General features: G+C 64.2%; 14 protein-coding genes and 1 pseudogene. 9 read left to right on the top strand and 6 right to left on the bottom strand.

Features of this window, described 5'->3' with window-relative positions:
* Nucleotides 1–294: 294 nt before the first annotated feature.
* Nucleotides 295–876 carry a dCTP deaminase gene (dcd, locus tag AC1A0G_RS07415; protein WP_476528559.1) on the top strand — a complete coding sequence of 194 codons (582 nt, stop codon included), beginning with the start codon at nt 295–297 and terminating at the stop codon, nt 874–876.
* A gap of 783 nt (nt 877–1659) precedes the next feature.
* Here dcd and AC1A0G_RS07410 read toward each other — a convergent pair.
* On the bottom strand, nt 1660–4650 hold the full coding sequence (locus AC1A0G_RS07410; protein ID WP_476528558.1) for a cation-translocating P-type ATPase: 2991 nt from the start codon (nt 4648–4650) through the stop codon (nt 1660–1662).
* 730 nt (nt 4651–5380) lie between these two features.
* Here AC1A0G_RS07410 and AC1A0G_RS07405 point away from each other — a divergent pair.
* The 7 genes and pseudogenes from AC1A0G_RS07405 (at nt 5381) to pknB (ending at nt 14670) form a co-directional block, all read left to right on the top strand.
* Nucleotides 5381–6082: an FhaA domain-containing protein gene (locus AC1A0G_RS07405; RefSeq protein ID WP_163232787.1), complete on the top strand. Its 702-nt coding sequence runs from the start codon at nt 5381–5383 to the stop codon at nt 6080–6082.
* A 20-nt stretch (nt 6083–6102) separates the two neighbouring features.
* Nucleotides 6103–6639 (top strand): FHA domain-containing protein FhaB/FipA, encoded by a 537-nt coding sequence (locus AC1A0G_RS07400; RefSeq protein WP_476528557.1) that lies wholly within the window; start codon nt 6103–6105, stop codon nt 6637–6639.
* 7 nt (nt 6640–6646) lie between these two features.
* Nucleotides 6647–8341, top strand: a complete 1695-nt coding sequence (locus AC1A0G_RS07395) for a PP2C family protein-serine/threonine phosphatase (RefSeq protein WP_476528556.1) — start codon at nt 6647–6649, stop codon at nt 8339–8341.
* A complete protein-coding gene (locus AC1A0G_RS07390) occupies nt 8338–9726 on the top strand; it encodes an FtsW/RodA/SpoVE family cell cycle protein (RefSeq protein ID WP_476528555.1) in 1389 nt (462 codons plus the stop codon). The genes AC1A0G_RS07395 and AC1A0G_RS07390 overlap by 4 nt, the downstream gene beginning before the upstream one ends.
* Nucleotides 9723–11198, top strand: coding sequence for a peptidoglycan D,D-transpeptidase FtsI family protein (locus AC1A0G_RS07385; RefSeq protein WP_476528554.1), 1476 nt, complete (start codon nt 9723–9725; stop codon nt 11196–11198). The genes AC1A0G_RS07390 and AC1A0G_RS07385 overlap by 4 nt, the downstream gene beginning before the upstream one ends.
* Nucleotides 11195–12094: pseudogene (locus AC1A0G_RS07380) on the top strand (serine/threonine-protein kinase); the annotation flags it as partial. The gene AC1A0G_RS07385 and the pseudogene AC1A0G_RS07380, both read left to right, overlap by 4 nt.
* A gap of 299 nt (nt 12095–12393) precedes the next feature.
* Entirely contained in the window at nt 12394–14670 is a 2277-nt protein-coding gene (gene pknB / locus AC1A0G_RS07375) for a Stk1 family PASTA domain-containing Ser/Thr kinase (protein ID WP_476528553.1), read from the top strand.
* Nucleotides 14671–15349: 679 nt separating this feature from the next.
* Here the strand turns inward: pknB and AC1A0G_RS07370 are convergent.
* From AC1A0G_RS07370 to AC1A0G_RS07360, 3 genes are all read right to left on the bottom strand, one after another.
* Nucleotides 15350–15994 carry an anthranilate synthase component II gene (locus AC1A0G_RS07370; protein ID WP_476528552.1) on the bottom strand — a complete coding sequence of 215 codons (645 nt, stop codon included), beginning with the start codon at nt 15992–15994 and terminating at the stop codon, nt 15350–15352.
* Nucleotides 15995–16320: 326 nt separating this feature from the next.
* The gene (locus AC1A0G_RS07365; RefSeq protein ID WP_476528551.1) at nt 16321–17658 is read right to left on the bottom strand and encodes a class E sortase; all 1338 of its coding nucleotides are present in this window, start codon (nt 17656–17658) and stop codon (nt 16321–16323) included.
* The gene (locus AC1A0G_RS07360; protein ID WP_476528550.1) at nt 17655–18419 is read right to left on the bottom strand and encodes a DUF881 domain-containing protein; all 765 of its coding nucleotides are present in this window, start codon (nt 18417–18419) and stop codon (nt 17655–17657) included. Before AC1A0G_RS07360 ends, AC1A0G_RS07365 begins: the two co-directional genes overlap by 4 nt.
* Before the next feature lie 89 nt (nt 18420–18508).
* Between AC1A0G_RS07360 and crgA the strand changes: the two genes are divergently transcribed.
* Nucleotides 18509–19018, top strand: a complete 510-nt coding sequence (crgA, locus tag AC1A0G_RS07355; protein ID WP_476528549.1) for a cell division protein CrgA — start codon at nt 18509–18511, stop codon at nt 19016–19018.
* Between the two features lie 13 nt (nt 19019–19031).
* Here crgA and AC1A0G_RS07350 read toward each other — a convergent pair whose 3' ends face one another.
* Nucleotides 19032–20672, bottom strand: a complete 1641-nt coding sequence (locus tag AC1A0G_RS07350; RefSeq protein WP_476528548.1) for a THUMP-like domain-containing protein — start codon at nt 20670–20672, stop codon at nt 19032–19034.
* Between the two features lie 313 nt (nt 20673–20985).
* The gene (locus tag AC1A0G_RS07345; RefSeq protein WP_476528547.1) at nt 20986–22044 is read right to left on the bottom strand and encodes a lysostaphin resistance A-like protein; all 1059 of its coding nucleotides are present in this window, start codon (nt 22042–22044) and stop codon (nt 20986–20988) included.
* Nucleotides 22045–22566: the final 522 nt, after the last annotated feature.

Genomic DNA, 22566 nt, shown 5'->3' with positions numbered 1-22566 from the left:
GGCGGGGTTGGCGCCGGGGAGAGAAAGGAGAGAGAAGAAGAAAGGGTTCAATTGTCGGGAACTGCTGCTGTTCCTGTTCAGCTCTTGCTGACAGTTATTATGAAACCACCGCTTCCTTGACGCAATAATGTGGTTATCTGAAAATAACCTGAAAATTATTGAATCGAGCCACCGCACAGTCCTCAACGTCCGTCATCATGCCTGTTTTTCTCCGCTGCATATCAGCTCGGCGGCCGTCTGACGCTACACTGGAGTACAGATTATCTGTCTTCTACTTAGTAATAAGGAGCGACCATGCTGCTGTCCGATCGCGATATTCTCGCCGCCAAGGCCGACGGCCATATCTCGCTTGATCCGTGGACTCCCGAAATGGTGCAGCCGGCGTCGATCGACGTGCGACTTGACCGGTACTTCCGCCTGTTCAACAATCATGCGTACACCTACGTCGACCCGGCCGAGAACCAGGGCGCGCTGACCGAACAGTTCGAGGTCGCGCCCGACGAGCCGTGGATTCTGCACCCCGGCGAGTTCGCGCTCGGCTCGACGTGGGAGTACGTCAAGCTCGACGCGACGATCGCGGCGCGCCTTGAGGGCAAAAGCTCGCTCGGCCGCCTCGGCATCCTCACCCATTCGACGGCCGGCTTCATCGACCCGGGCTTCGAGGGCCACATCACGCTTGAGCTGAGCAACGTCTCGACGCTGCCGGTCAAGCTGTGGCCAGGCATGAAAATCGGGCAAATGTGCTTCTTCCAGCTCAGCTCGCCGGCCGAGCACCCGTACGGTTCCAAGGGCACCGGCTCGCACTACCAGGGCCAGCGCGGCCCGACCCCAAGCCGCTCCTACGTCAACTTCTACAAAGCCGACGTCAGCGACTGACGAGCTGGCCACCAACCAGCTCGGCCCGGCCCGCCAGCCAGCTCGGATATCGCCCCACTCATTAGCTCGGATAATGCCCCGCCCATCAGCGGGGCATTTTCATGATGGTGTCCGCATCCCGCCCCGCTCAGATGCTCTTTACGGGGCGAAACACGGAAACCTTCCGGACCGTGCCCCGCCGAGTCCACCCTTTGCGGGGCAATCCGCCGAAACCTTCCGGGATGCACCCCGCGGAACCCGTTCTTTGCGGGGCACATCGCGGAAAGCCTCCGGATGCCGCCCCGAAACCAGCGCGGAACAGGGCGGGCCACACACGCCTCCCGGGATTCGCCCCGCAACAGGGCGAATAAACGGAGCCGCGTGCGAAAGGATTCCGGAATCTGCCCCACGCAGAGCAGTCGCTGCGTGATATCGGGGATAGCACCACCCCGCTCACCGCACAAACATCACGCAACACCCCAATATGCCCGGTTTGCGATTTCGGACGGACTTCGTCCCGCGCTGTTATGGGCGGCTTCGCCGCGTACCCCACCCGCCCGGCCTGCGCCGGACACCCTCCCCTGAGAGGGGAGGGAAGCGCCTCAACCTTTCCCTCCCCTCTCAGGGGAGGGTGTCAGCGAAGCTGACGGGTGGGGTACTGCGGCGCCAGCCGCCAATAACAGCGCGGACGAAGCCCGTCCACAATCGCAGACAGGGCGGGCCGTCAGTACGACCCGCCAACAACACGAGAAAGAGGCTCCCCGCAGGGAGCCTCTTTCTTGGTTATGAGCGCTTACGCGACAATCACGCGCTCACGCCACGGCGCTTGTCGACGGCGCGCATGACGGCCTTGTAGATCTCGGAGGCCACCAGCACGATCGCCGCCAGGCCGATGCACTCGAACCACGCGACGAAGTCGAGCGGCGTGGTGCCGAACGCGTCGTTCAGGAACGGCACGTAGATCACCACGACCTGCAGCAGGATCGAGATGCCGATCGCACCCCACAGCCACTTGTTGCTGAACAGGCCCACGAACGCGCTCTGGCGCGACGAACGCGAAGCGATCGCGTTGAACAGCTGCGCGAACACGAGGATCGTGAAGCCCATCGTGCGGGCCTCGACCATCTGCGCGTCGTGACCGAGCGCATCGACGGAGCGGTCGGTGAACAGGCCGCCCGCGAGGTGCATGTCCATGCCGATCAGCGTCACCGCGGCCATGATGATGCCGATGAACGCGATATCGATCCACATGTCCTTGTCGATCACGCGGTCGGTCAGGCGACGCGGCTTGCGGGCCATCACGTCGTCGGTCTGCGGGTCGACGCCCATCGCGAGCGCCGGCGCCGCGTCGGTGAGCAGGTTGATCCACAGCAGCTGCGTGGCGAGCAACGGCACGGTCACGCCCTGCGTGCCGGGCTGGGTGATGCCGAGCACGCCGGCGAGCATGACGCCGCCGAACACGGTGAACACCTCGCCCACGTTGGAGCTCAGCAGGTAGCGCAGGAACTTGCGGATGTTGTCGAAGATCACGCGGCCTTCGCGCACGGCGGCGACGATGGTCGAGAAGTTGTCGTCCGCGAGGATCATCTTCGCGGATTCCTTGGTGACCTCGGTGCCGGTGATGCCCATCGCCACGCCGATGTCGGCAGACTTGACGGCCGGCGCATCGTTCACGCCGTCGCCGGTCATGGCGGCGATGTTGCCCTGGCGCTGCAGCGATTCGACGATCTTGAGCTTGTGCTCCGGCGCGACGCGCGCGTACACGGACACTTCGGAGGTCGCCTTGTCGAGCGCGGCCTCGTCCATCGCGTCGAGTTGGTCGCCGGTCAGCGCCTTGCCGCCCTTCTCGATGATGCCCAAATCGGAGGCGATGCGCGCCGCGGTCAGCGGGTGGTCGCCGGTGATCATGACGGTGCGGATGCCGGCGCGGTGCGCTTCGGCCACGGAATCGCGGACCTCGGTGCGCGGCGGGTCGATGATGCCGACCATGCCGGCCCAGATCAGATCGGATTCGATCACGTCGGACTGTTCGGAGATGTCGGTGATCTGACCGGCCGAGTTCGTCACGATGCCGGGGACTTCAGCCAGCGAGGAGACTCCGAGCGGACGGTACGCCTCGCCCAGCGTGCGGTAGGCTTCGCCGGACAGTTTCTCGACGGTCGCGAGGATCGTCTGACGGTCGCCTTCGGTGAGCGGACGGACCGCGCCGCCGACGGCGATGCGCGTGCAGTACGCGAGCAGCACGTCCGGCGCGCCCTTCGCGAAGACGGTCAGGTTGCCGGCGTCGGCGTTGTCCTTGGCGACGATCGCCATGCGCTTGCGTTCGGACGTGAACGGCACTTCGGCCACGCGCTCGAAGCTCGCGTACTTGCGATCGGCGTGCACCTTGCGGGCGGCGACGATCAGCGAGACTTCGGTCGGGTCGCCGATCGCCTCCCACGTGCCGGGCTTGGATTCGCTTTCGCGCAGGTCACCGTCGTTCGCGAGCGTTCCGGCGCCGAGCGTGGCCATCACTTCGGCCTCGACGCCCGCCGGAACGGCCAGATCGCCGGACGCGCCGACCATCACCATGCGGCCTTCCGGCGCGTAGCCGGTGCCGGTGATCTGCACTTCGCCGGACGGCGTGACCACACGTTCGACGGTCATCTCGTTGCGGGTCAGCGTACCGGTCTTGTCGGAGCAGATCACGGACGCGGAACCGAGCGTCTCCACGGAGGAGAGCTTCTTGACGATCGCGTTGTGCTTGGCCATGCGCTGCACGCCGAGCGCGAGCACGACGGTCAGGATCGCGGCCAGGCCCTCCGGCACGGCGGCGACGGCCAGCGAGACGGCCAGTAGCAGCGAGTCGATGATGTCGTGCACCGAGTGGAAGCCCTGCGTGAGAGCGAGCGCGGCGAGCACGACCACGGCGATGATGCACACCGCGAGGCCGAGGATCTTGGAGACGTGCGCCATCTCCTTCTGCAGCGGGGTGGCTTCGTCGTCGGTGGCGGCGAGCATGTCGGCGATCTTGCCGACCTGCGTGTTCATGCCGGTGCCGGTGACGATCGCGCGGCCGGTGCCCTGCGTGACGGACGTGCCGTTGAAGATCATGTTCGCGCGGTCGCCGAGCGCCTTGGCTTCGGCAAGCGTTTCCGGCTTCTTGCCGACCGGGACGGATTCGCCGGTCAGCGACGCCTCCGCGATGCGCAGGGACGCGGCCGCGAACAGTCGGCCGTCGGCGGAGACGGTGTCGCCTTCGCCGAGCACGACGATGTCGCCGGGGACGACGTCGGTGGTGTTGATGTGCACGACCTTGCCGTCGCGCAGGACGGCGGTCTGCGGCGCGGTCATCTGCGCGAGCGCGGCGACGGCCTGTTCGGCGCGGGCTTCCTGGATGTAGCCGAGGACGGCGTTGACGATCAGGATGAGCACGATGACGAGCGCGTCGAACGGTACCGGTTCGCCGGCGCCCGGCGTGTTGGCGCGTTCGATGAACCATGCGACCACCGAAATCGCGGTGGCGACGAGCAGCAGATAAACCAGCGGATCCTCGAACTGCGCGAGGAACTTCTTCCACTTCGGCACCGGCGGCGCGCTGGCCAGCTGGTTCGGGCCGAACTTCTCGAGGCGACGCTTGGCCTCATCCGAGCTTAAGCCCGTGGCCGGGTCGACGTTCAGCGCCTTGGCCACGGCGTCCGCGTCGGTCAGCGACGGGTCGGTATCGTTCAACAGCGCCTGCTGGGCGCGCACTTCCTCTGAAATCGCGTCCTCGGTCGGTGCGGACGCCTTGGATTGACCGTTACGATCAACCATGATGTTGTTCTCCTTGGTATAGCCGCGGAGTAGTCAGCCCTCGCGAATCCTTGGTTTTCTCCCCCGATTCGCGGCAAGGCTGCGCGGTTATGGGCACCGGCGCAACTGCTGCCGATGCGTACGTGTGCCATTATTCCATACCCCGCTAACCTCGCGGCGAAACACACGCGGAGAATAAGGAATCGCGCGTCGCGCGATGCCGTCCCGGTGCTGCGCTGCGCGGCAAATACGGACGGACTTCGTCCGCGTTGGTATTGGTGACGCTGCCGCGTCACAGTACCCCAACCCGCCCGGCCTGCGCCGGGCACCCTCCCCTCAAAGGGGAGGGAAAGGCCATACCCCTCTTAGAGGAAGGCGGCGTCCGCTGCCACTAGTTTTGAGCTGGCCGAACACTTCCCTCTCTTCAAAGGGGAGGGAAAGGCTTCAACTTTTTCTTCCCTGCGGGGACTTCGCCTCTAAAACACCCCACCACCTTTCCCTCCCCTCTCAGGGGAGGGTGCCCGGCGCAGGCCGGGCGGGTGGGGTACGCGGCGAAGCCGCCAGCACCACAGCATCGCGCAAAGCGCGATTCCACCTCCGCCACACGGCAGTGAAAACACGAATAGACCCACACCGCACATAGGGCATCACGTGGAAGTTTTGCGCCCATATGCGGCGGATAAGGGCGAAATTTTGGCCTTATTCCCCACTGCCGCGTAGGATGGGTGAGGATATGTAGAAAGGGATCACCATGAGCGTTCTCGACCGTTTTGAGAAAAGTGTAGAAGGCGCGGTCAATGGCGTGTTCGCCAAGTTCGGGTCCAAGGACCTGCAGCCCGTCGACCTCTCCAGCGCCCTCGAACGCGAAATCGACAATGAGGCGATGCCGGTGGGTCGCGACCGCACGGTGGCTCCGAACGAGTACCGTTTCAAGCTGAGCACCCCCGATTTCGACCGCATCGAGCAGTGGGGTTCGGAGACCCTCGCCAACGAGCTGGCCGACAACCTGACCCAGTACGCCAAGAGCCAGCATTACGCGTTCGTCGGCCCGGTCGTGGTGATCTTCGAGGAGGATCTCGACCTGACCAAGGGCAACTTCAACCTGAGCTCCGAGTCGGTGCAGGGCAACGCGGTGCCGGTCACCACGAACGAGCAGTCGCAGTCCGAGCCGATGCTCGAGGTCAACGGCAACCAGTACCTGCTCACCAAGGAGAAGACGGTGATCGGCCGCGGCTCCGGCTGCGACATCATCATCGACGATCCGGGCATCTCCCGTCGTCACATGGAGATCGACATCACCCCGAACGGCGTCATCGCCCGCGATCTCGGCTCCACGAACCACATGTACATCGAAGGCCATCAGGTGCCGATCGCCACGCTGCTCGACGGCAACACGATCACCATCGGCCGCACGCGCATCCTCTACTGGGCTTCCGCGCAAGATCAGGAGTAAGCCCGCGAAGGAGCCGTTCCATGACCGAATTGACCTTCGCCATTCTTAAATACGGGCTGCTTGCCCTGCTGTGGCTGTTCGTATGGCTTGCCATGCGTTCGCTGCACAAGGACATGGAGTCGTTCAGCCCGCATACCTCGCGCACGCATCGCCGCAAGGAGCGCCGTGCGCGCAAGGCCGCCGAATCACCGGCCCCGGTCGCCACGTCGTCGGCGGTGCCGGTGCACACGCCGGCCGCCGAGCGCACGAACCCGGCCAACGCCGATCTGACGCTGCTCGTCATCATCGACGGCCCGCTCGCCGGCGCATCCGTGCCGTTGAGCGGCAACTCGATCACGCTCGGCCGTGCCGCGTCGAACACCGTCGTGCTCGACGACGAATTCGCGTCCTCGCACCACGCCCGCGTCTACAAGGACCCGGTCACCGGCGCGTGGGCCATCGAGGACCTCGGCAGTACGAACGGCACCGTGGTCAACGGCCAGCGCATCAATACCCCCACCATTCTTTCGGCGCGTGTGCCGGTCCGCATCGGCGCGACCACCTTCGAATTGAGGTGATCGCCCTATGCCGAATTCCGCTGCTTCACAAACCTTGTTCCTCTACTCCACGACGGTGTCCGACGTGGGTACCGTCCGCGCCAACAATCAGGATTCGTCGTTCGCCGGCGAGCATCTGGCCGCGATCTGCGATGGCATGGGCGGCCACGCGGGCGGCGACACGGCGTCGACGATCGCGATCCGGTCGCTCGCGCATATCGAGCACGACGATGTCGACGGCGACATCCAGACCGTCGCGCATGTGCTGGAATCGTCGGTGATCGCCGCGCATGACGCGATTGTGGGCAAGGCGAAGCATGAGCGGAAACTGGCCGGCATGGGCACCACGGTCGTGGCGGTCGTGCTGGTCGCCGGCTACTGGGTGCTCGCGCATATCGGCGATTCGCGCGCGTATCTGCTGCGCGACGGCAAGCTCACGCGCATGACGCACGATCACAGCTACGTCCAGCATCTGATCGACATGGGCCGCATCACGGAAGCCGAGGCGAAGAACCACCCGCAGCGCAACGTCGTGATGCGCGTGCTCGGCGATTTCGACATCGACCCGAGCCCGGACATCTCGATTCGCAAGGCGCACCCGGCCGACCGTTGGCTGCTGTGTTCCGACGGCCTGTGCGGCGTGCTCGAGGACTCGACGATCGAACAGGTGATGGCCGACTGCTCGGACCAGGAAGAGTGCGCGCAGCGGCTCGTCGGCATGGCGCTCAAGGCCGGCAGCACCGACAACGTGACCGCCGTGATCGCGGACGCGACGCTCGCGCTCGACGCCGACGCGTTCGACATCCCGCATCAGACGCTGCTCGTGGGCGGCGCGGCCAGTTCCAGCCTCGAGGCGATCGCGGACATCGTGAACGCGCCGGTCGCCACGGCCCCCGCGCTGCGAGCCGACATCGATTCCCCCGCAGCCCGCGCGGCAAAGCTCATTCAGGAAAAGAAGCAGCCGGACACCGACAAGTCCGCGGACGGCAAAGACGGCGGCAAGCCCGCCCCGCGCGTCGCGCAGCCGTCGAGCGTGCGCGAGGAGATCGGCGACCGCGAGGTGCCCGACACCGGCGAGATTCCGGTCGTACAGAAATCGGACGGCCGATTGACCACCGATCCGAGCGATCCGGAGGTCGCCCGCGCGATCCACCGCGAACAGGCGAAACAGCACAAGGCGACGCGCGTGCGGCGGCATCGCAACCGGTTCATCGTCCTGCTGACGACGATCGTCGCACTGGCCGCGGTGGCCGGCTGCGGCTGGGGCGCGTACGCGTGGAGCCAGACGCGGTACTACCTGTCGTCGTCCAGCGACGGCGTGATCGCGATCTATCAGGGCGTGAACACAAACCTGTTCGGCCTCTCGCTCTCGCACGAGGTCGAGAAAACCAGCATCAAGGTCAGCTCGCTGCCCGAGTCGTGGCAGTCGCAGCTCGAGCAGGGCATCACGGCCGACAGCCTCGAGGACGCCAAGACGCACGCGAAGTTCATCGAGGCCGAGCGCGACAAGGAAACGCAGAAGAACGAGGCGAGCACGCCGAGCTTCGGCGCGGCCGATGACGCGATCGACAACGGCGACAGCAAGTCGTCGAACAGTTCGAACAGTTCCGGCAGCGACTCCGGCAAGTCCGGCACGAACAGCTCGTCCGACAGCAAGTCCAACTCGTCCAATTCATCCACCAACAGTTCCGGCAGTTCATCGAACGGAGGTGACGCGCAATGATCGCAACCCGATTGCGGCAGATCTCGCTGCTGCTGTTCGCGATGCTGATCGGTTTCGTCGCGTTCTTCCAGATGTTCGAGCGCACGACCGGCGGCTTCCCGACGAACTATGCGATCGCGCTCGGCGTGGTCGTCGTGCTGTATCTCGTGCTGTGGGCACTGACGATCCGGTTCCAGCCGTACGCGAGCCAGTCGATCATGCCGTGCGTGCTGCTGCTGAGCGCGATCGGCACGACGATGATCGCGCGCATCGACCATGCGAAAGGCACGACGGTCGGCTTCCGTCAGCTGCTGTGGATCGCGGCCGCGCTCGTATTGTGCTGCGTGCTGATCGTCGCGATGCAGGACTACCGCATCCTGCGCCGCTTCTCGTACGTGAGCATGGTGGTGGGCCTGATCCTGCTGCTCTCCCCCATGATTCCGGGCCTCGGCGTCGACATCAACGGCGCAAGCGTGTGGATCAAGATCCCGTTCACGTCGAGCACCGTGCAGCCGGCCGAATTCGCCAAGCTGTTCCTCGCGTTCTTCTTCGCCTCCTACCTGTTCGACCACCGCGACCAGCTCGCGGTCGGCGGCAAGAAATTCTTGGGGCTCCAACTGCCGCGCATCAAGGACATGGGCCCGATCATCATCATCTGGGGCGTGTCGATGGGCGTGCTCGTGCGGCAGCATGATCTGGGCACTTCGCTCATGTTCTTCGCGATGTTCGTCGCGATGCTGTACGTGTCGACCGGCCGCAAAAGCTGGATCGTGATCGGCCTGCTCGCGTTCGCCGCCGGCGCGGTCGTCGCGGCGCGCATCTTCAGCCATGTAGGCGCGCGCGTGGACGCGTGGCTGCAGCCGTTCAGCAACGAGCAGTACAACATGGAGTTCGGCGGCTCGTACCAGATCGTCACCGGCCTGTTCGGCCTCGCGTCGGGCGGTCTCGCGGGCACCGGCCTCGGTCAGGGACACCCGGACCTCACGCCGTACGCGAACTCCGACTACATCTACGCTTCCGTGGGCGAGGAACTGGGCCTCGCCGGCCTGTTCGCGGTGCTCGTACTGTACCTGCTCATCATCGCGTCCGGCTTCATCACGGCCATGAAAATCAAGGACGGCTTCGGCAAGCTGCTCGCCTCCGGCCTCGTGTTCACGATGGCGTTCCAGGTGTTCACGGTCGTCGGCGGCATCACGCTCGTGATCCCGCTGACCGGCATGACCATGCCGTACATGGCCGCCGGCGGTTCGTCGATCATTGCGAACTACCTGCTCGCGGCGCTGCTTGTGGTCATTTCGAACGCGGCGAACAAGCCCGAGCCTCCCACCGACCTGTCGGAAACGTTCCAGTATGAGGCGCTGGCCGCCTTGCGCGACCACGAACTCAAGGAGCGTGGTAACCGATGAACAAATCCCTGCGCCAGCTGTTCACGGCCGTACTGGTATTGTTCGTGATCCTCGGCATCTCCAGTTCGGTCTTCACCGCGTTCGTCGACGACGATCTCAACGCCGACTCGCGCAACACGCGATCGCTGTACCGCACGTACGGCACGCCGCGCGGCGCGATTCTCGCGTCCGACGGCACCGTGCTCGCCCAGTCGACCGCGACGAACGACTCGTTCAAGTACCAGCGCAAATACACGAACGGCGCACTGTACGCGCCGATCACCGGCTATTTCTCGATCACGCACGGCATCGGACCGACCGGCAACGGCATCGAGAACTCACGTAACGAACTGCTTAGCGGCCAGGCCGACGCGCTGCTGTGGGAGCGGCTCAAGGCCATGCTCGCGGGCACGCAGAACACCGGCGCGTCGATCGAAACGTCGATCGACACCAAGCTGCAGCAGCTCGCCTACCAGCTGCTTGACGGCAAGGACGGTTCGGTCGTGGCGATCGAACCGAAGACCGGTCGCATCCTCGCGATGGTGAGCACGCCGAGCTACGATCCGAACACGCTCGCCACGCATGCCACGGCCGACGCGAACAAGGCGTTCCAGCAGCTCGTGGGCGACGAGGCGAACCCGATGCTCAACCGCGCCACGCGCCAGCTCTACCCGCCGGGGTCCACGTTCAAAACCGTGGTGGCGGCCGCGGCGCTCGAAACCGGCGACTACGACCTCGATACGCAGATTCCGGCCGGCGCGAGCTACACGCTGCCCGGCACGGCCACCGCGCTCACCAATTCCAGCGCGGCCGGCGGTGGCTCGAACGGCAAGATCTCGCTCGAGGACGCGATGGCGTACTCGTCGAACACCGCGTTCGCGCAGCTGGGCGTCGCGCTCGGCGCGGACAAGGTGACGGCGATGGCCGAAAAGCTCGGCTACGACAAGGAGATCACCGTGGACGGCTCCACGTCCACCGGCTCCCCGATGACGTCGGTCGCCGCGAAGTTCCCGTCCGATCCCGCCGACGACCGGCTTGCGCTGGCCTCGATCGGCCAGGGCGACAACCAGATCACCCCGCTGCAGAGCGCGATGATCGCCTCCGCGGTCGCGAACGACGGCGTGCTCATGAAGCCGACGCTGGTCGACCGCGTGCGCTCGAGCGACCTGTCGGTCATCTCGGAGACCAAGGCGAAGGTGATGAGCCAGGCGTTCAGCGCGGACACGGCGAACAAGCTGACGACCGCGATGGAATCGGTGATCACCAAGGAGTACCCGTCGTTGCAGATCGACGGCGTGAAGGTGGCCGCGAAGACCGGCACCGCGCAGATCGGCACCGACAACCAGAGCATCGACGGCTGGATTCTTGGCTTCGCGCCGGCCGATAACCCGCAGATCGCGATCTCGGTGGTCGTGCACAATACCGATGTATTCGGATCGCTGGCCGCCGGCCCGATCATGAAGTCGTTGATGGAGGAGGCGCTGAAGAAATGAAACTGATCGAAGGACAGCTCATCCACCGGCGCTACCGTCTCGACCGTCGACTCGCGCAGGGCGGCATGGGTGAGGTCTGGAAGGCGTACGACATCCAGCTCAACCGTCCGGTCGCCATCAAGGCGCTGCGCTCCGACCAGTCCAACATCGAGTCGAAACTCCAGCGACTGCGTGCTGAAGCGCACAATTCCGCCAATCTTGCGCACCCGAACATCGCCGCGCTGTTCGAATACTACGAGCACGACGGCATCGGTTTCCTCATCATGGAATACGTGCCGTCGAAGTCGCTCGCGGACATCTACCACGAGCGCGGCGCGATGCCGCCGACCGAACTGCTGCCGATCCTGATCCAGACCGCGCGCGGCCTGTTCGTCGCGCACAGCCACGGCGTGATCCACCGCGACGTCAAGCCGGCGAACATCATGGTGTCCGATTCCGGCGAGGTGAAGATCACCGATTTCGGCGTCTCCTACTCCACCAACCAGGAGCAGATCACGCAGGACGGCATGGTCGTGGGCACCGCGCAGTACATCTCCCCCGAACAGGCGCAGGGCCAGCAGGCCACGCCGCAGTCCGACATCTACTCGCTCGGCGTCGTCGCGTACGAGGGCCTGTGCGGCCACCGTCCGTTCACGGGCGCGACGCCGGTCGACATCGCCGCCGCGCATGTGAACGATCCGGTGCCGCCGCTGCCGGACACCATCGATCTTCAGCTGCGCCAGTTCGTCATGTCGATGCTGGAGAAGGACCCGCGCGACCGGCCGAAGGACGCGCTCGTCGTCTCGCGCACGCTGGCGCGCATCGAACGCCGTCTGCTCGATCAGCAGACCGCGGCGAGCGACGACACGATGAGCGGCACCGGGCGACTGCTGCGACGCGTCGCCAGCAAGCCGCACCCGGTGAACACGATGCTGCACGCGATGGACCCGAAGACGATCATTCCGGCCGGCGATTCGCCGATTCCGGCGGCGCCGATCGTGACCGACGTGCCGATCTCCGCGCCGGCGGCGGACCTGCCGGGTGCACCGATCGCCGGGGCCGCCGGGACTGCCGCACCGATCACGTCGTCCGTCTCACCGTCGCCGGATCTTGGCGACATGCCGCCCGTCACGAACGCCGTGGACGTGCCCGGCGACGTACAGATCAGCTTGGATAAGGCCGCATCCGACATGCGGGACTCATGGAAGGAACAGCAATGAGCAGCACGATGCCCAATTCGCTCGCCGATGGCCGTTATCAGCTCGGCCAGTTGATCGGACGCGGCGGCATGGCCGAGGTGCGCGTGGCGTTGGATACGCGACTTGGACGTACCGTTGCCGTCAAGATCATGCGTTCCGATCTTGCCAACGATCAGATCTTCCTGTCGCGATTCCGCCGCGAGGCGCACGCGGTCGCGCAGATGAACAACCCGAACATCGTCAACATCTACGATTCCGGCGAGGAGACGGTGGTCGCGGAGGACGGCGGCACCGAGCGGCTGCCGTACCTGGTCATGGAATACGTCAAGGGACAGACGCTGCGCGACATCATCAAGGCCAACGGCGCGCTCTCCCAGCGCGACGCCGAACAGATCATGCTCGGCGTGCTCAACGCGCTCGAGTATTCGCACCGCATGGGCATCATCCACCGCGACATCAAGCCCGGCAACATCATGATCTCCGATCAGGGCGTGGTCAAGGTCATGGACTTCGGCATCGCGCGCGCGCTCGACGATTCGGCCGCGACGATGACGCAGTCGCAGGGCGTGGTCGGCACCGCGCAGTACCTCTCCCCCGAACAGGCGCGCGGCGAGACCGTCGACATGCGCTCCGACCTGTATTCGGCCGGTTGCGTGCTGTACGAGATGCTGACCGGGCGTCCGCCGTTCACCGGCGATTCGGCCGTGGCGATCGCGTACCAGCACGTGTCGGAAGTGGCGACGCCGCCGTCGTCCGTGGTGCCGGGGCTGCCTCGCATGTGGGATTCGATCGTGGCCAAGGCGATGGCCAAGGACCGGCAGAACCGCTACGCGACGGCCGCCGAGTTCAAAACCGATATCCTGACGTTCATGAACGGCGGGGTGCCGGTGGCGGCCGCGTTCAACCCGCTGACCGACCTGTCGAACATGAAGGCGCGCAAGGAGGCCGAGCAGAACGATCCGGCCGCGACCGCGGCGATGAGCCCGACGATGGCGATGCCGGGTGTTGCGGGAGGCGCGCCGGGCGTTGCGGGTGTGCCCGGTGTCGGCGGCGTCGGCGAGACGACCACCACGCAGGCGTTCAACCCGGTGACCGGCCAGTTCGAGGCGATCCCCGCGCTGCAGCCGGCCGGCGGCAACACGGCCGTCCGCTCGCGCACCGAACAGCGCGAGGAGGCCTCACGGGCCAACCGCAAGAAGAAGATCATCATCGGGTCGATCATCGGCGCGATCGTGGCGCTCATCGCGATCGCCGGCATTTTTGTGCTGCTCAACGGCGGCGCGAACGTGATCGAGCAGCAGGTCGAGGTCCCCGACTTCACGTCGATGTCGGGCGTGACCCGCGACAAGGTGCGCTCCGAACTGACCGATCTGGGCTTGACGCCGAAGATCACCGACGACGATTCGTCCGACAAGGCTGAAGGCACCGTGACCAAGCAAAGCCCGAAGGGCGGCAACAAGGTCGACAAGGGCACCACGGTCGAAGTGTGGTTCTCCACCGGCCCGCAATCGGTGAAGGTGCCGGACGTGAGCGAGAAGACGCAGTCCGAGGCGATCAGCGAGCTGACCGCGGCCGGATTCAAGGTCAGCTCCACCGTGCAGACCACCGACAGCCTGATCGAGCAGGATCTGGTCGTCGAAACCAATCCGAAAGCCGGTTCGTCGGCCAAGAAGGGCAGCGAGATCACGTTGATCGTGTCCACCGGCAACCTGTCGATGCCGGACGTGACCGGCCAGCCGTCCGCCGCGGCCCAGCAGACGCTGCGCGATCTGGGGCTGAGCTCGCTGACGCTGAGCGAGGAGTACAACGACGAGGTGCCCGAGGGTTCGGTGATCAGCACCGACCCGACCGCGGGCACGCCGGTCGACTCGCAGTCGCTGGTGACGCTCGTGGTGTCGAAGGGCAAGGAGCCGGTCGAGAAGGTGACGATTCCGACCACGATCTCGCTGGGCAGCTCCAGCGCCACCGTGAGCGCGGTGACGGCGCAGCTGCAGGCGTTGGGTCTGACCGTGAAGATCGCGTCGGGCAGCCCGAGCGACGGCACGGCCATCGTGACCGCGCTGCAGCCGGGGCTGGGGTCCGAGGTCGACAAGGGTTCCGAGGTGACGCTGACGACCAAGGCCGCGTCCTCCGACAACTCTTCCGAGACGAACAAGGAGGATAACGGCTCCTCCAGCACGGATAACGGGTCCACCGACAACTCCGGGTCCAACAACAGCTCCGACAACTCCGGCAGCAACTCGAGCAACTCCGGTTCCGGCAACTCCGGCTCCGGCACCGAATCCGGCAACTAGACCTCACGATCGGCTTTTGACCCCCTCAGCCGAGGGGGTCATTTCATACCTCCTTCTCGCTCACCAATTGAGGAACCATTCCGTTCCTCTCCCTTTCCTAGTACTTTGTCGGACCTAAATTGACACATTGTTATTCTCGGCCCCCGGCGCTGAGGGGGCTGTCGGCGAAGCCGACTGGGGGAGCGTCACACCCATCACATTAAGCCCGACAAAGTACTAGCCTCCAGCTGAGAAACCATTCCGTTCCTCCCTCTTTCCCGGCCTTCCCAGCTGAGGAACCATTTTCATTCCTCTCCCGTCCCCAGCCTTCTCTTTTCGGCCCCTCAGATAGAGCCCCCTCCCCGCCATAGGCCATCATCCACGGTCCACAGAACACCCTTTGCGTGATATTTTTGCTAGTACCCGGCGGTTGCTATCACCAACATCACGCAAACAGAGTCCCTGGCGTGATATTTGGGCTAGTACCCACCAGATGCTATCCCACATATCACGCGAATGGTGCTTCTGGCGTGATGTTTTGGATAGGGAGACCTGGGTACTAGCAAAAACATCACGCAAACAGATCGAAGGCACCGCCGGCAGGGCGGCAAAGGCCGAAACCCGCAAGCACCGGTGGAAAACGCCGGCGGACGGAAGACCTCACATCGAAAGGAAAACGTTGGTTTGCGGCCAGCAACGGCTACTTGTTGACCTTCGGCTGGAGGCCGGCGGACTTGGCGACGGCACTGGGCTGGCCGCATACCTTGAGCCAGTTGGCAAGCAGACGATAGCCGTCCTGCGTCATCACGGATTCGGGATGGAACTGGACCGCATACATCGGCAGATCGCGGTGCTTGATGCCCTGGATGATGTGATCGCCCTGCGTCCACGCGGTCACCACCAGCTCATCCGGCACGGAATCCGGTTCGACGGCCAGCGAATGATACCGGGTCGCGGTCATCGGATTGGCCACGCCCTCGAAGATCTCATCGTCGATATGCTCGACCAGGCTCGTCTTGCCATGCATGATCGTCGGCGCATGATCGACCGTGCAGCCGAACACCTCGGCCAGCGCCTGCAAGCCGAGGCACACGCCGAACATCGGCTTCTTCTCGGCCGCGCACAGGCGGATCACGTCCTCGCTCGCGCCCGACTCGGCCGGCGCACCCGGGCCGGGGGAAATCAGCACGCCGTCATACCCGTCGAGCACGCCGGGCTTGGCTGCGTCGATCGCGTCGTTGCGCACCACATCCACCGTCGCGCCCAACGTCTTGAGATAGCCGACGATCGTATACACGAACGAATCGTAGTTGTCGACCACCAGAATGCGCGCCGAATCCGTCATCTTGTCTCCTTACGCAAAGAGCCACAGTACTTGCAATACTGTGGCTCAGTGTAGTCGAGGGATGTAGAGGCATCCGGCCAGTGCCCATTTTTTATTGCTGACGCTGCAACAAAGGACTCGCGCTACGCGCATTGTCACCTTCGCTCGCCTATCGGCTCACTCAGGCTGAGCCTACGCAGAGTCCACCGGACTCTGCGCTTAACGGCTCTCCTCCGGCCGTGCAATCATAGACTCGCCTATGGCGAGACTCATTGTCACCTTCGCTCGCCTATCGGCTCACTCAGGCTGAGCCTACGCAGAGTCCACCGGACTCTGCGCTTAACGGCTCAGACAGTGAAGTTGGACATTTGGCGCAGGTAGGGGATGTTGGACGCGGCCCACGGGAATCCCCACTGGAACAGCGCGCACACCACCACCAGCGCCAGCATCAGCAACAGCATCAACCGAATCGGCAGCACACCGGGCTGGTGCCGCAGAATCCAGCCGTACACGCTCGCATCCGGGCGACGACGCTCACCGGTGCGGATCGCGCGCAGCACCGGGAACCGCCACGCCACCAGCGCGGCCAGGAACACGATCGCATACGCCACCAGCACCGCGATCATCACCGGTTCCAGCGAATCCAACTTCGAGGCAGCCGACGTGATCGACGTGCTCGAATTATTCGTGAACGCGACGCCACCGCTGCTCGTGTCCGTCGCCAGCTCCTTCGGCACGCCGTCCGACACCTTCGCCCAGTAATCAAGCTCGCCGTAGCTGATCCAACGGTAGATCGGGTCGGAATACTTCGGTTCGCAAGTCGTCATCGTGATCATGCGCTTGGTCGGCGTCGCACCGGGGTTCTGTGGATTCGCGCCGATCACGCGGATCTCGGTCGGCAGCACGATCTCCTTGCTGGTGTAGCGGTACACATACCAGTAATCCTGCGTGCGGATGATGATCGGGTCGCCTTCCTGCAGCTTGTCGACATCGCCGAGCGGCTGACCGTAGCCGTTGCGGTGGCCGGCGATCGCGAAGTTGCCGACCTGACCGGGCCACTGCGTGTCGTCATAGTGACCGAGGCCGTGCTTGTTGAGCTGGGTGAGCGTGGTGCCCTGCACGAGGTTGCGCTCCCAGTTCTGGCCGAACCGCGGGATGTACACGGTGGCGATCAGATCGCCTTCGTTCGCCGATTCCGGCTGCACCGGCGGCTCGCCGTCTTGCGCCTTGGCGACCTTGGACGTGTCGCCGTTGGCCGGCGACGACCAGTTCGACGACTGGCGCATCTCCTGCTGCGCGTGCTCGGCCTGCACGCCGGTCCACCACATCTGCCACACGATGTACAGAGCGCAGATCGCGGCGGCGGTGAGCAGGATCTCCGCGAGGATGCCGAGCGCCTGCCAGAACCAGCCGTGCTTGCCGCCCTTGCCCTGGCCACGCTGCCGGACGCCGCGACCGGTCGTCGCAGCCGAAGCGGCGGCCGGAGGAGCCGGAACCGCGGCCGTCTGGCCGTACGCACCGGCCTGCGCGGTCCGCGCATACGTCTGCCCGTATCCCGCGGCACCGACCGCCGGCATCGCAGCGGTCCGCTCCCCCTCGCTTTCCGCAAAATCACCGATCTGATCGAGCGAATCCATCTCGATCTCGTCGTCGTTGAACTGATTGCCGTTCTTTCCGTGTCTCACTGTTCGTCCGTTTCCTGCGTCGAATCAACGCTTGAGTATTGCAGCGACTGTAGCAGCGCCGTGGTTTCCGGGAATTGCAGATTATCCTTAGTCTCGACTTTGTAGCCAATGCCGAACGCACTGACGTATTCTTGGAAGATTTTCATCGCGCTCGAATTCTCCAGCGCGGCGAGCATGTCGCCGGACGGGCCGATCGCCGAAATCGTGTACGGTGGCGAGTATTTGCGGCCCTGCAACAGCAGCACGTTGCCCTGGCAGATCACCGCGGAGTTGAACAGCACGCGCTGATCCTGAATCATCATCGACTCGGCGCCGCCCGCCCACAGCGCGTTCATCACGGACTCGATGTCCTCCTGATGAATCACGTAATCATTGATGTTCGCGGCGGAACCGGAGTTGTCGACCATGTTCTCCCACAGCGGCGAATCGTTGAGCGTCACCGTCACGCCGGGACCGTGCACGGCCGACAGCATCGTGCCGGAACCGGCCGTTTCGCTGTCGTTCGTGTCATCCGAGCTGCCGGCGAAATCCTTCAACGTTTCGATCTGCGAGCTGAGCTTGGTGATGTCCTTCTGCAACTGGTCGACCTGACGCACGCGCTGCTCGACCAAATCGGCGGTATCCGAGGAGATGACGACCGTGCGGTTGATGCGCACGTTCGTGGCCAGCAGGAACCCGCTGAGCGCCAGCACGAGGAACACGGCCGTGCCGCTCAGCCACGACGCGCGTTTCGCGACGTGCCTGCCGGTATGTCTCGCCATGCTTCCTCCGAACGCTGAGTCGCCAGTTCCTTAAATTCGAGTCTAACCACTATTATGACTTCTAGCCTAAATTCAAGGAGACTACGCTGATGGCAGATACCGAGCAGAAAGACTGGCAGGCCGAGACCGCCGACGGGGACGCGGCGAACGCTGCGGCTGAGACGACTGAGGTTGAGACGGCCGCAGCTGATGAGAAGACTGTTGAAATGACGACCGCGGATGCCGGCGAGAAGATCGCGGATGCGAAGGCCGAGGATCTCGCGGCGGCCGAGGACGAGGATTACGGCGTGCCGATGGACCAGGTGGAGGCCGTGCTCAACGCGACCGCCGACAAGAGCTCGCTCACCCCGCAGATGCAGCGCATGATGGCGCGTCAGGCGGAGAACACGAAGCGCGTCGAAGAGACGATCAAGGGCACCAAGTCCAACCCGCGCTGGTTCGTGCCGCTGTTCTGCACGCTCATGATCATCGGCCTGATCTGGGCGGTCTGCTACTACATCACGTCGAGCTACCCGATTCCGGGCATCGGCGCGTGGAACCTGCTCATCGCGTTCGTGATCATCATGGTCGGCTTCATCATGACCATGTGGTGGCGGTGACGGTTCGCATCCGTCACGCTTTGTGACAGCGCAGGATCACATGCTTGGCTCCGGCGAGCGTGGTGGCGAACAGGTAGGTGTCGCCGCCGTCGTTCAGCCGGAGCTTTTTGCGTAGTTGGGCGACCGTGAGCGGGAAATTGCGCACGGCGATGTTGGCCTTGGCAACGCCGGCGAGCGCGCGGTTCAGCTCTTTCTTGCCCATTGCGGTGACGGTTTCGACGGCGAACGTTCTTCCGGGGAAATCGACGATCGGCCGGTCGTCGCCGGAGACGAAGAGGTGGCTGTTCGGACCGATCTGCGTGAGTCCGTAGCGGTCTTCGACGAGCGCGAAGCAGCCGGCCTTCATGATCGACGCGTTCGGCTCGTACAGGTAGGTGATACGCTCCGGCAGCGGCGCAAGACCCAGCGCGCGGTCGGCATTAACTACACGGACATTGTCATTTCGAGCGGAGCGCAGCGGAGTCGAGAAATCCTCCTCGCGCTTCCGCACAGACCTCCTCATCTGGTCTGCGGTGCCATCCGAAACGGCATAGTCGTAGTCGAGTCGATCGGCATCGTTGACGCAGTAGACGTGGACTCCATTCCCAACATCCCCTGCGCCCCCTATCAGGGGGAGCTGATTCACGCCGCACTCACTATGACGTCCTACTTTCCCTGTACCCCCTGTCTGCGCTACGCCGACAGACGACGCGTTTGCGCCCCCTATCAGGGAGAGCTGTCCGGCTTCGCCGGACTGAGGGGGTACCGAAGACGCACGTCCGTCATCACCCATGCCCCGCGCCCGATCAAGGACGAGCAGTAGTTCCTTGCATTCGTTGCCGGTGGAGACGATATGCACCTCGCTGACCGCGCCGCGGAAGTCGGCCACGGCCTTGCGCCAGTCGAGCATCGGGGACAGTTTGATCATGACGTGCGGAGCGGCGGCGAGCAACCGGTCGCGCAGGGCGAGCACGTTCGGCGTGCAGTCCTCGATGGCGACCGTGCGCCCGCCATGTTCGTCGCGCCGCGCCGGGTCCAGAAAAATCAGCGCGGTCGTAGCTTCCAAGATGCTGGTGGAACCTCGGCCCCCTCGGCTGAGGGGGCTGTCAGCCGCAGGCTGACTGGGGGAGCGTACACCCTGCGCATCATTGAAGGTTGCTCCGCTCGCTACACTCGGTCGAAATGCCTCTTTCAACTCCCCCAACACCGTCTCCGCATCACCATTCACAACCGTCACGTTGTTCAATCCCAACGCCCGCATATTGTGCTCGGCCAGCTCGCACAGATGCTGTTGTCGTTCCACATATACCGCCCGCGCGAATCCGCGAGCCATATACGAGAAGTCCACGCCGAACCCGCCGGTCAGATCGACCATCGTTCCGGGGCACGCGGAGCCGCCTGTCGTCTGGCTCTCCCCCACGATCCGTCGCGCAACCTCCGCCTTGTATCGTGCGGTGAACTCGGACGAGCACTGTTCCATCGAAATATGCGGCGGGTACACGATCTCCTCGCACGCCGCCCACTGCGGCAGCTTGCCCCGCGCCGTCTGCCATCCCGCGATCTGGTCGAGCGCGAGCGGCAGGTCCAAGCCGTCCGCGCGCTTGGCTTTGAGCGCCAGATCACGCACGTTCTCAAGGCGGTGTTCGGCTACGAATCGGGCGGTTTCAGGCGACATCAGCATGCGTTCCAGCGTATCCGCCACCCGGGATTGCCCAACGCGGCGGCTTTCTCAAAACCCTGAGGCAGATTTCAAGATCCGCACAGGTCTTTCTCACAACCTTGAGGCCGCCATCCCGGCCAACACCCCCACCGGCACCGTCATATTTACCCCCGAAATACGGGAACGCGCGGCACGGCTGCCTCAAGGTTGGCAGAAAGACCCCCGCGCGGCCAGAAAACTGCCTCACAGTATGCAGAAAGCCCGATGACGAGATGATCCACCTCATCATCGGGCTATAAGACGTCGGCCATCAATCCGTCCGTTGCCATCACATCAGCGAGAAACCGGCGGAGGCGGCAACGGCAAAGTACGCCACCATCAGCAGGAACCACGCCGACGTCCACCCGACGTAACTGCCGCGCGGGGACCGATTCGTCGCGGCATACTCACGAATCGCGGCGCGCCGGCGGAACAGCATCACCGCGGACGCGACATACATCACGATCAGCGCCAAACCGATCACACCCGCCACCTCTGGCGGCTGCTTGGCCACCACTTGCGTCATGAACATGGCGAACGCATTCGTCACGCAATGCAGCGCAACGGCCCACATCAGCGAATACTCCATCGCCACATAGCCCAGCAGCAAGCCAAGCATCACGCCGAACAGACCTTGCAGCACATCGCCATGCATCAGACCGAACAGCACGGCGCTGGTCGTCAGCGCGAACATCTTGCCTTGACCCGCCAGCGAGCGCATCACCAGACCGCGGCACACGATCTCCTCCACAAGCGGACCGACCAGCACGACGGCGACCACCATCAGCCACGATTCGGACGCCATGCTGTTGATGCCCTCCATCGACGCCGATGTGAGTTGGATGCCCACCGAACCGAGCACCGCCTGTGACAGCATGGCGATGCCGTTGGTGACGCATTGGATCAGAAGCATTGCCGCGACGAGTGTGAGCGCGCGACGCGGGGTCATGCGCTTGCGAGCCGCTGAGGCCGGGGCGCCCAGCCAGAACGCGCGAGTGCGGATAAGGGGAAGCGCCGTTGCGGCAAGGACGAGCACAGCGCCGGCGAAACCGACGATCTGCGCGAGAGGCTGGGCGATGGAGGCGGGGATGCCGATGGCCGGGGCAGCGTGCTCGGCGAGGAGGCCGAACACCTGCATAAGCGCCATGTAGGCGATAAGCAGGATCGACGCACGGCCGACGATGGCTCGAGGACTGGCGGCGGAAGCTTGGGCGCGGCGGCGAATACGAGTCGAGGTAGGGGTTGATTGAGGCGGAGAAACAGAGGGAGTGCAGCCGTCAGAGGCCGGTCGTTGCACGGTGGCGAGTGACGGAGTGTCATTGGATGGTTTGAGCGTTACGGTGGACATGGCAGTAGCTCCTTTACTGGGCGAAATGAATGATGCGTATATGGGATCGGTCATTGGGCTTAGCGAGGATGCGCCGTTGCCGGCACAAGTTGATCACTTGTCGGTATTAGCGGGGCGGAAACGGTACCAGCTGATCGCGAAGGATGGGTAAGAGCTTGCAGTAGGCCGCTGCGCAGCCGCCCGCAGAGCGTTTTCTCAACCTTGAGGCAGTTTCCCTGCCCTGTAGAGGTCTTTCTTACAAGTGTGAGGCAGCCTTGTTGCGGATTTTGCCCCCCTATGTGGTGGGATAGCCCATCTTGGTGATATTTGGACAGGACCGCTGCCTCATGGTTTGCAGAAAGACCCTTGAGCGGCACAGAATCTGCCTCAGAGCTTGGAGGAATCCGATCGACGTCACGGAGTTTGACGATCGAGAGGCAGATCACGGGCCATGCACAGGTCGGTTTGACGATCGAGAGGCGAGCCTTATCCGTCAAGACGACGCAATCGACTATTTCGGGGGTAATACGCGGCCGACAAGAG

The organism is Bifidobacterium sp. LH_230, from assembly GCF_056357555.1.
This window is presented reverse-complemented; position numbering and strand designations above follow the sequence as displayed.

Bases quoted from the DNA above. Each gene is read 5' to 3' on its own strand.
- dcd (WP_476528559.1), top strand. From the start codon at position 295: ATGCTGCTGTCCGATCGCGATATTCTCGCCGCCAAGGCCGACGGCCAT.
- AC1A0G_RS07410 (WP_476528558.1), bottom strand. From the start codon at position 4,650: ATGGTTGATCGTAACGGTCAATCCAAGGCGTCCGCACCGACCGAGGAC.
- AC1A0G_RS07405 (WP_163232787.1), top strand. From the start codon at position 5,381: ATGAGCGTTCTCGACCGTTTTGAGAAAAGTGTAGAAGGCGCGGTCAAT.
- AC1A0G_RS07400 (WP_476528557.1), top strand. From the start codon at position 6,103: ATGACCGAATTGACCTTCGCCATTCTTAAATACGGGCTGCTTGCCCTG.
- AC1A0G_RS07395 (WP_476528556.1), top strand. From the start codon at position 6,647: ATGCCGAATTCCGCTGCTTCACAAACCTTGTTCCTCTACTCCACGACG.
- AC1A0G_RS07390 (WP_476528555.1), top strand. From the start codon at position 8,338: ATGATCGCAACCCGATTGCGGCAGATCTCGCTGCTGCTGTTCGCGATG.
- AC1A0G_RS07385 (WP_476528554.1), top strand. From the start codon at position 9,723: ATGAACAAATCCCTGCGCCAGCTGTTCACGGCCGTACTGGTATTGTTC.
- pknB (WP_476528553.1), top strand. From the start codon at position 12,394: ATGAGCAGCACGATGCCCAATTCGCTCGCCGATGGCCGTTATCAGCTC.
- AC1A0G_RS07370 (WP_476528552.1), bottom strand. From the start codon at position 15,994: ATGACGGATTCGGCGCGCATTCTGGTGGTCGACAACTACGATTCGTTC.
- AC1A0G_RS07360 (WP_476528550.1), bottom strand. From the start codon at position 18,419: ATGGCGAGACATACCGGCAGGCACGTCGCGAAACGCGCGTCGTGGCTG.
- crgA (WP_476528549.1), top strand. From the start codon at position 18,509: ATGGCAGATACCGAGCAGAAAGACTGGCAGGCCGAGACCGCCGACGGG.
- AC1A0G_RS07350 (WP_476528548.1), bottom strand. From the start codon at position 20,672: ATGTCGCCTGAAACCGCCCGATTCGTAGCCGAACACCGCCTTGAGAAC.
- AC1A0G_RS07345 (WP_476528547.1), bottom strand. From the start codon at position 22,044: ATGTCCACCGTAACGCTCAAACCATCCAATGACACTCCGTCACTCGCC.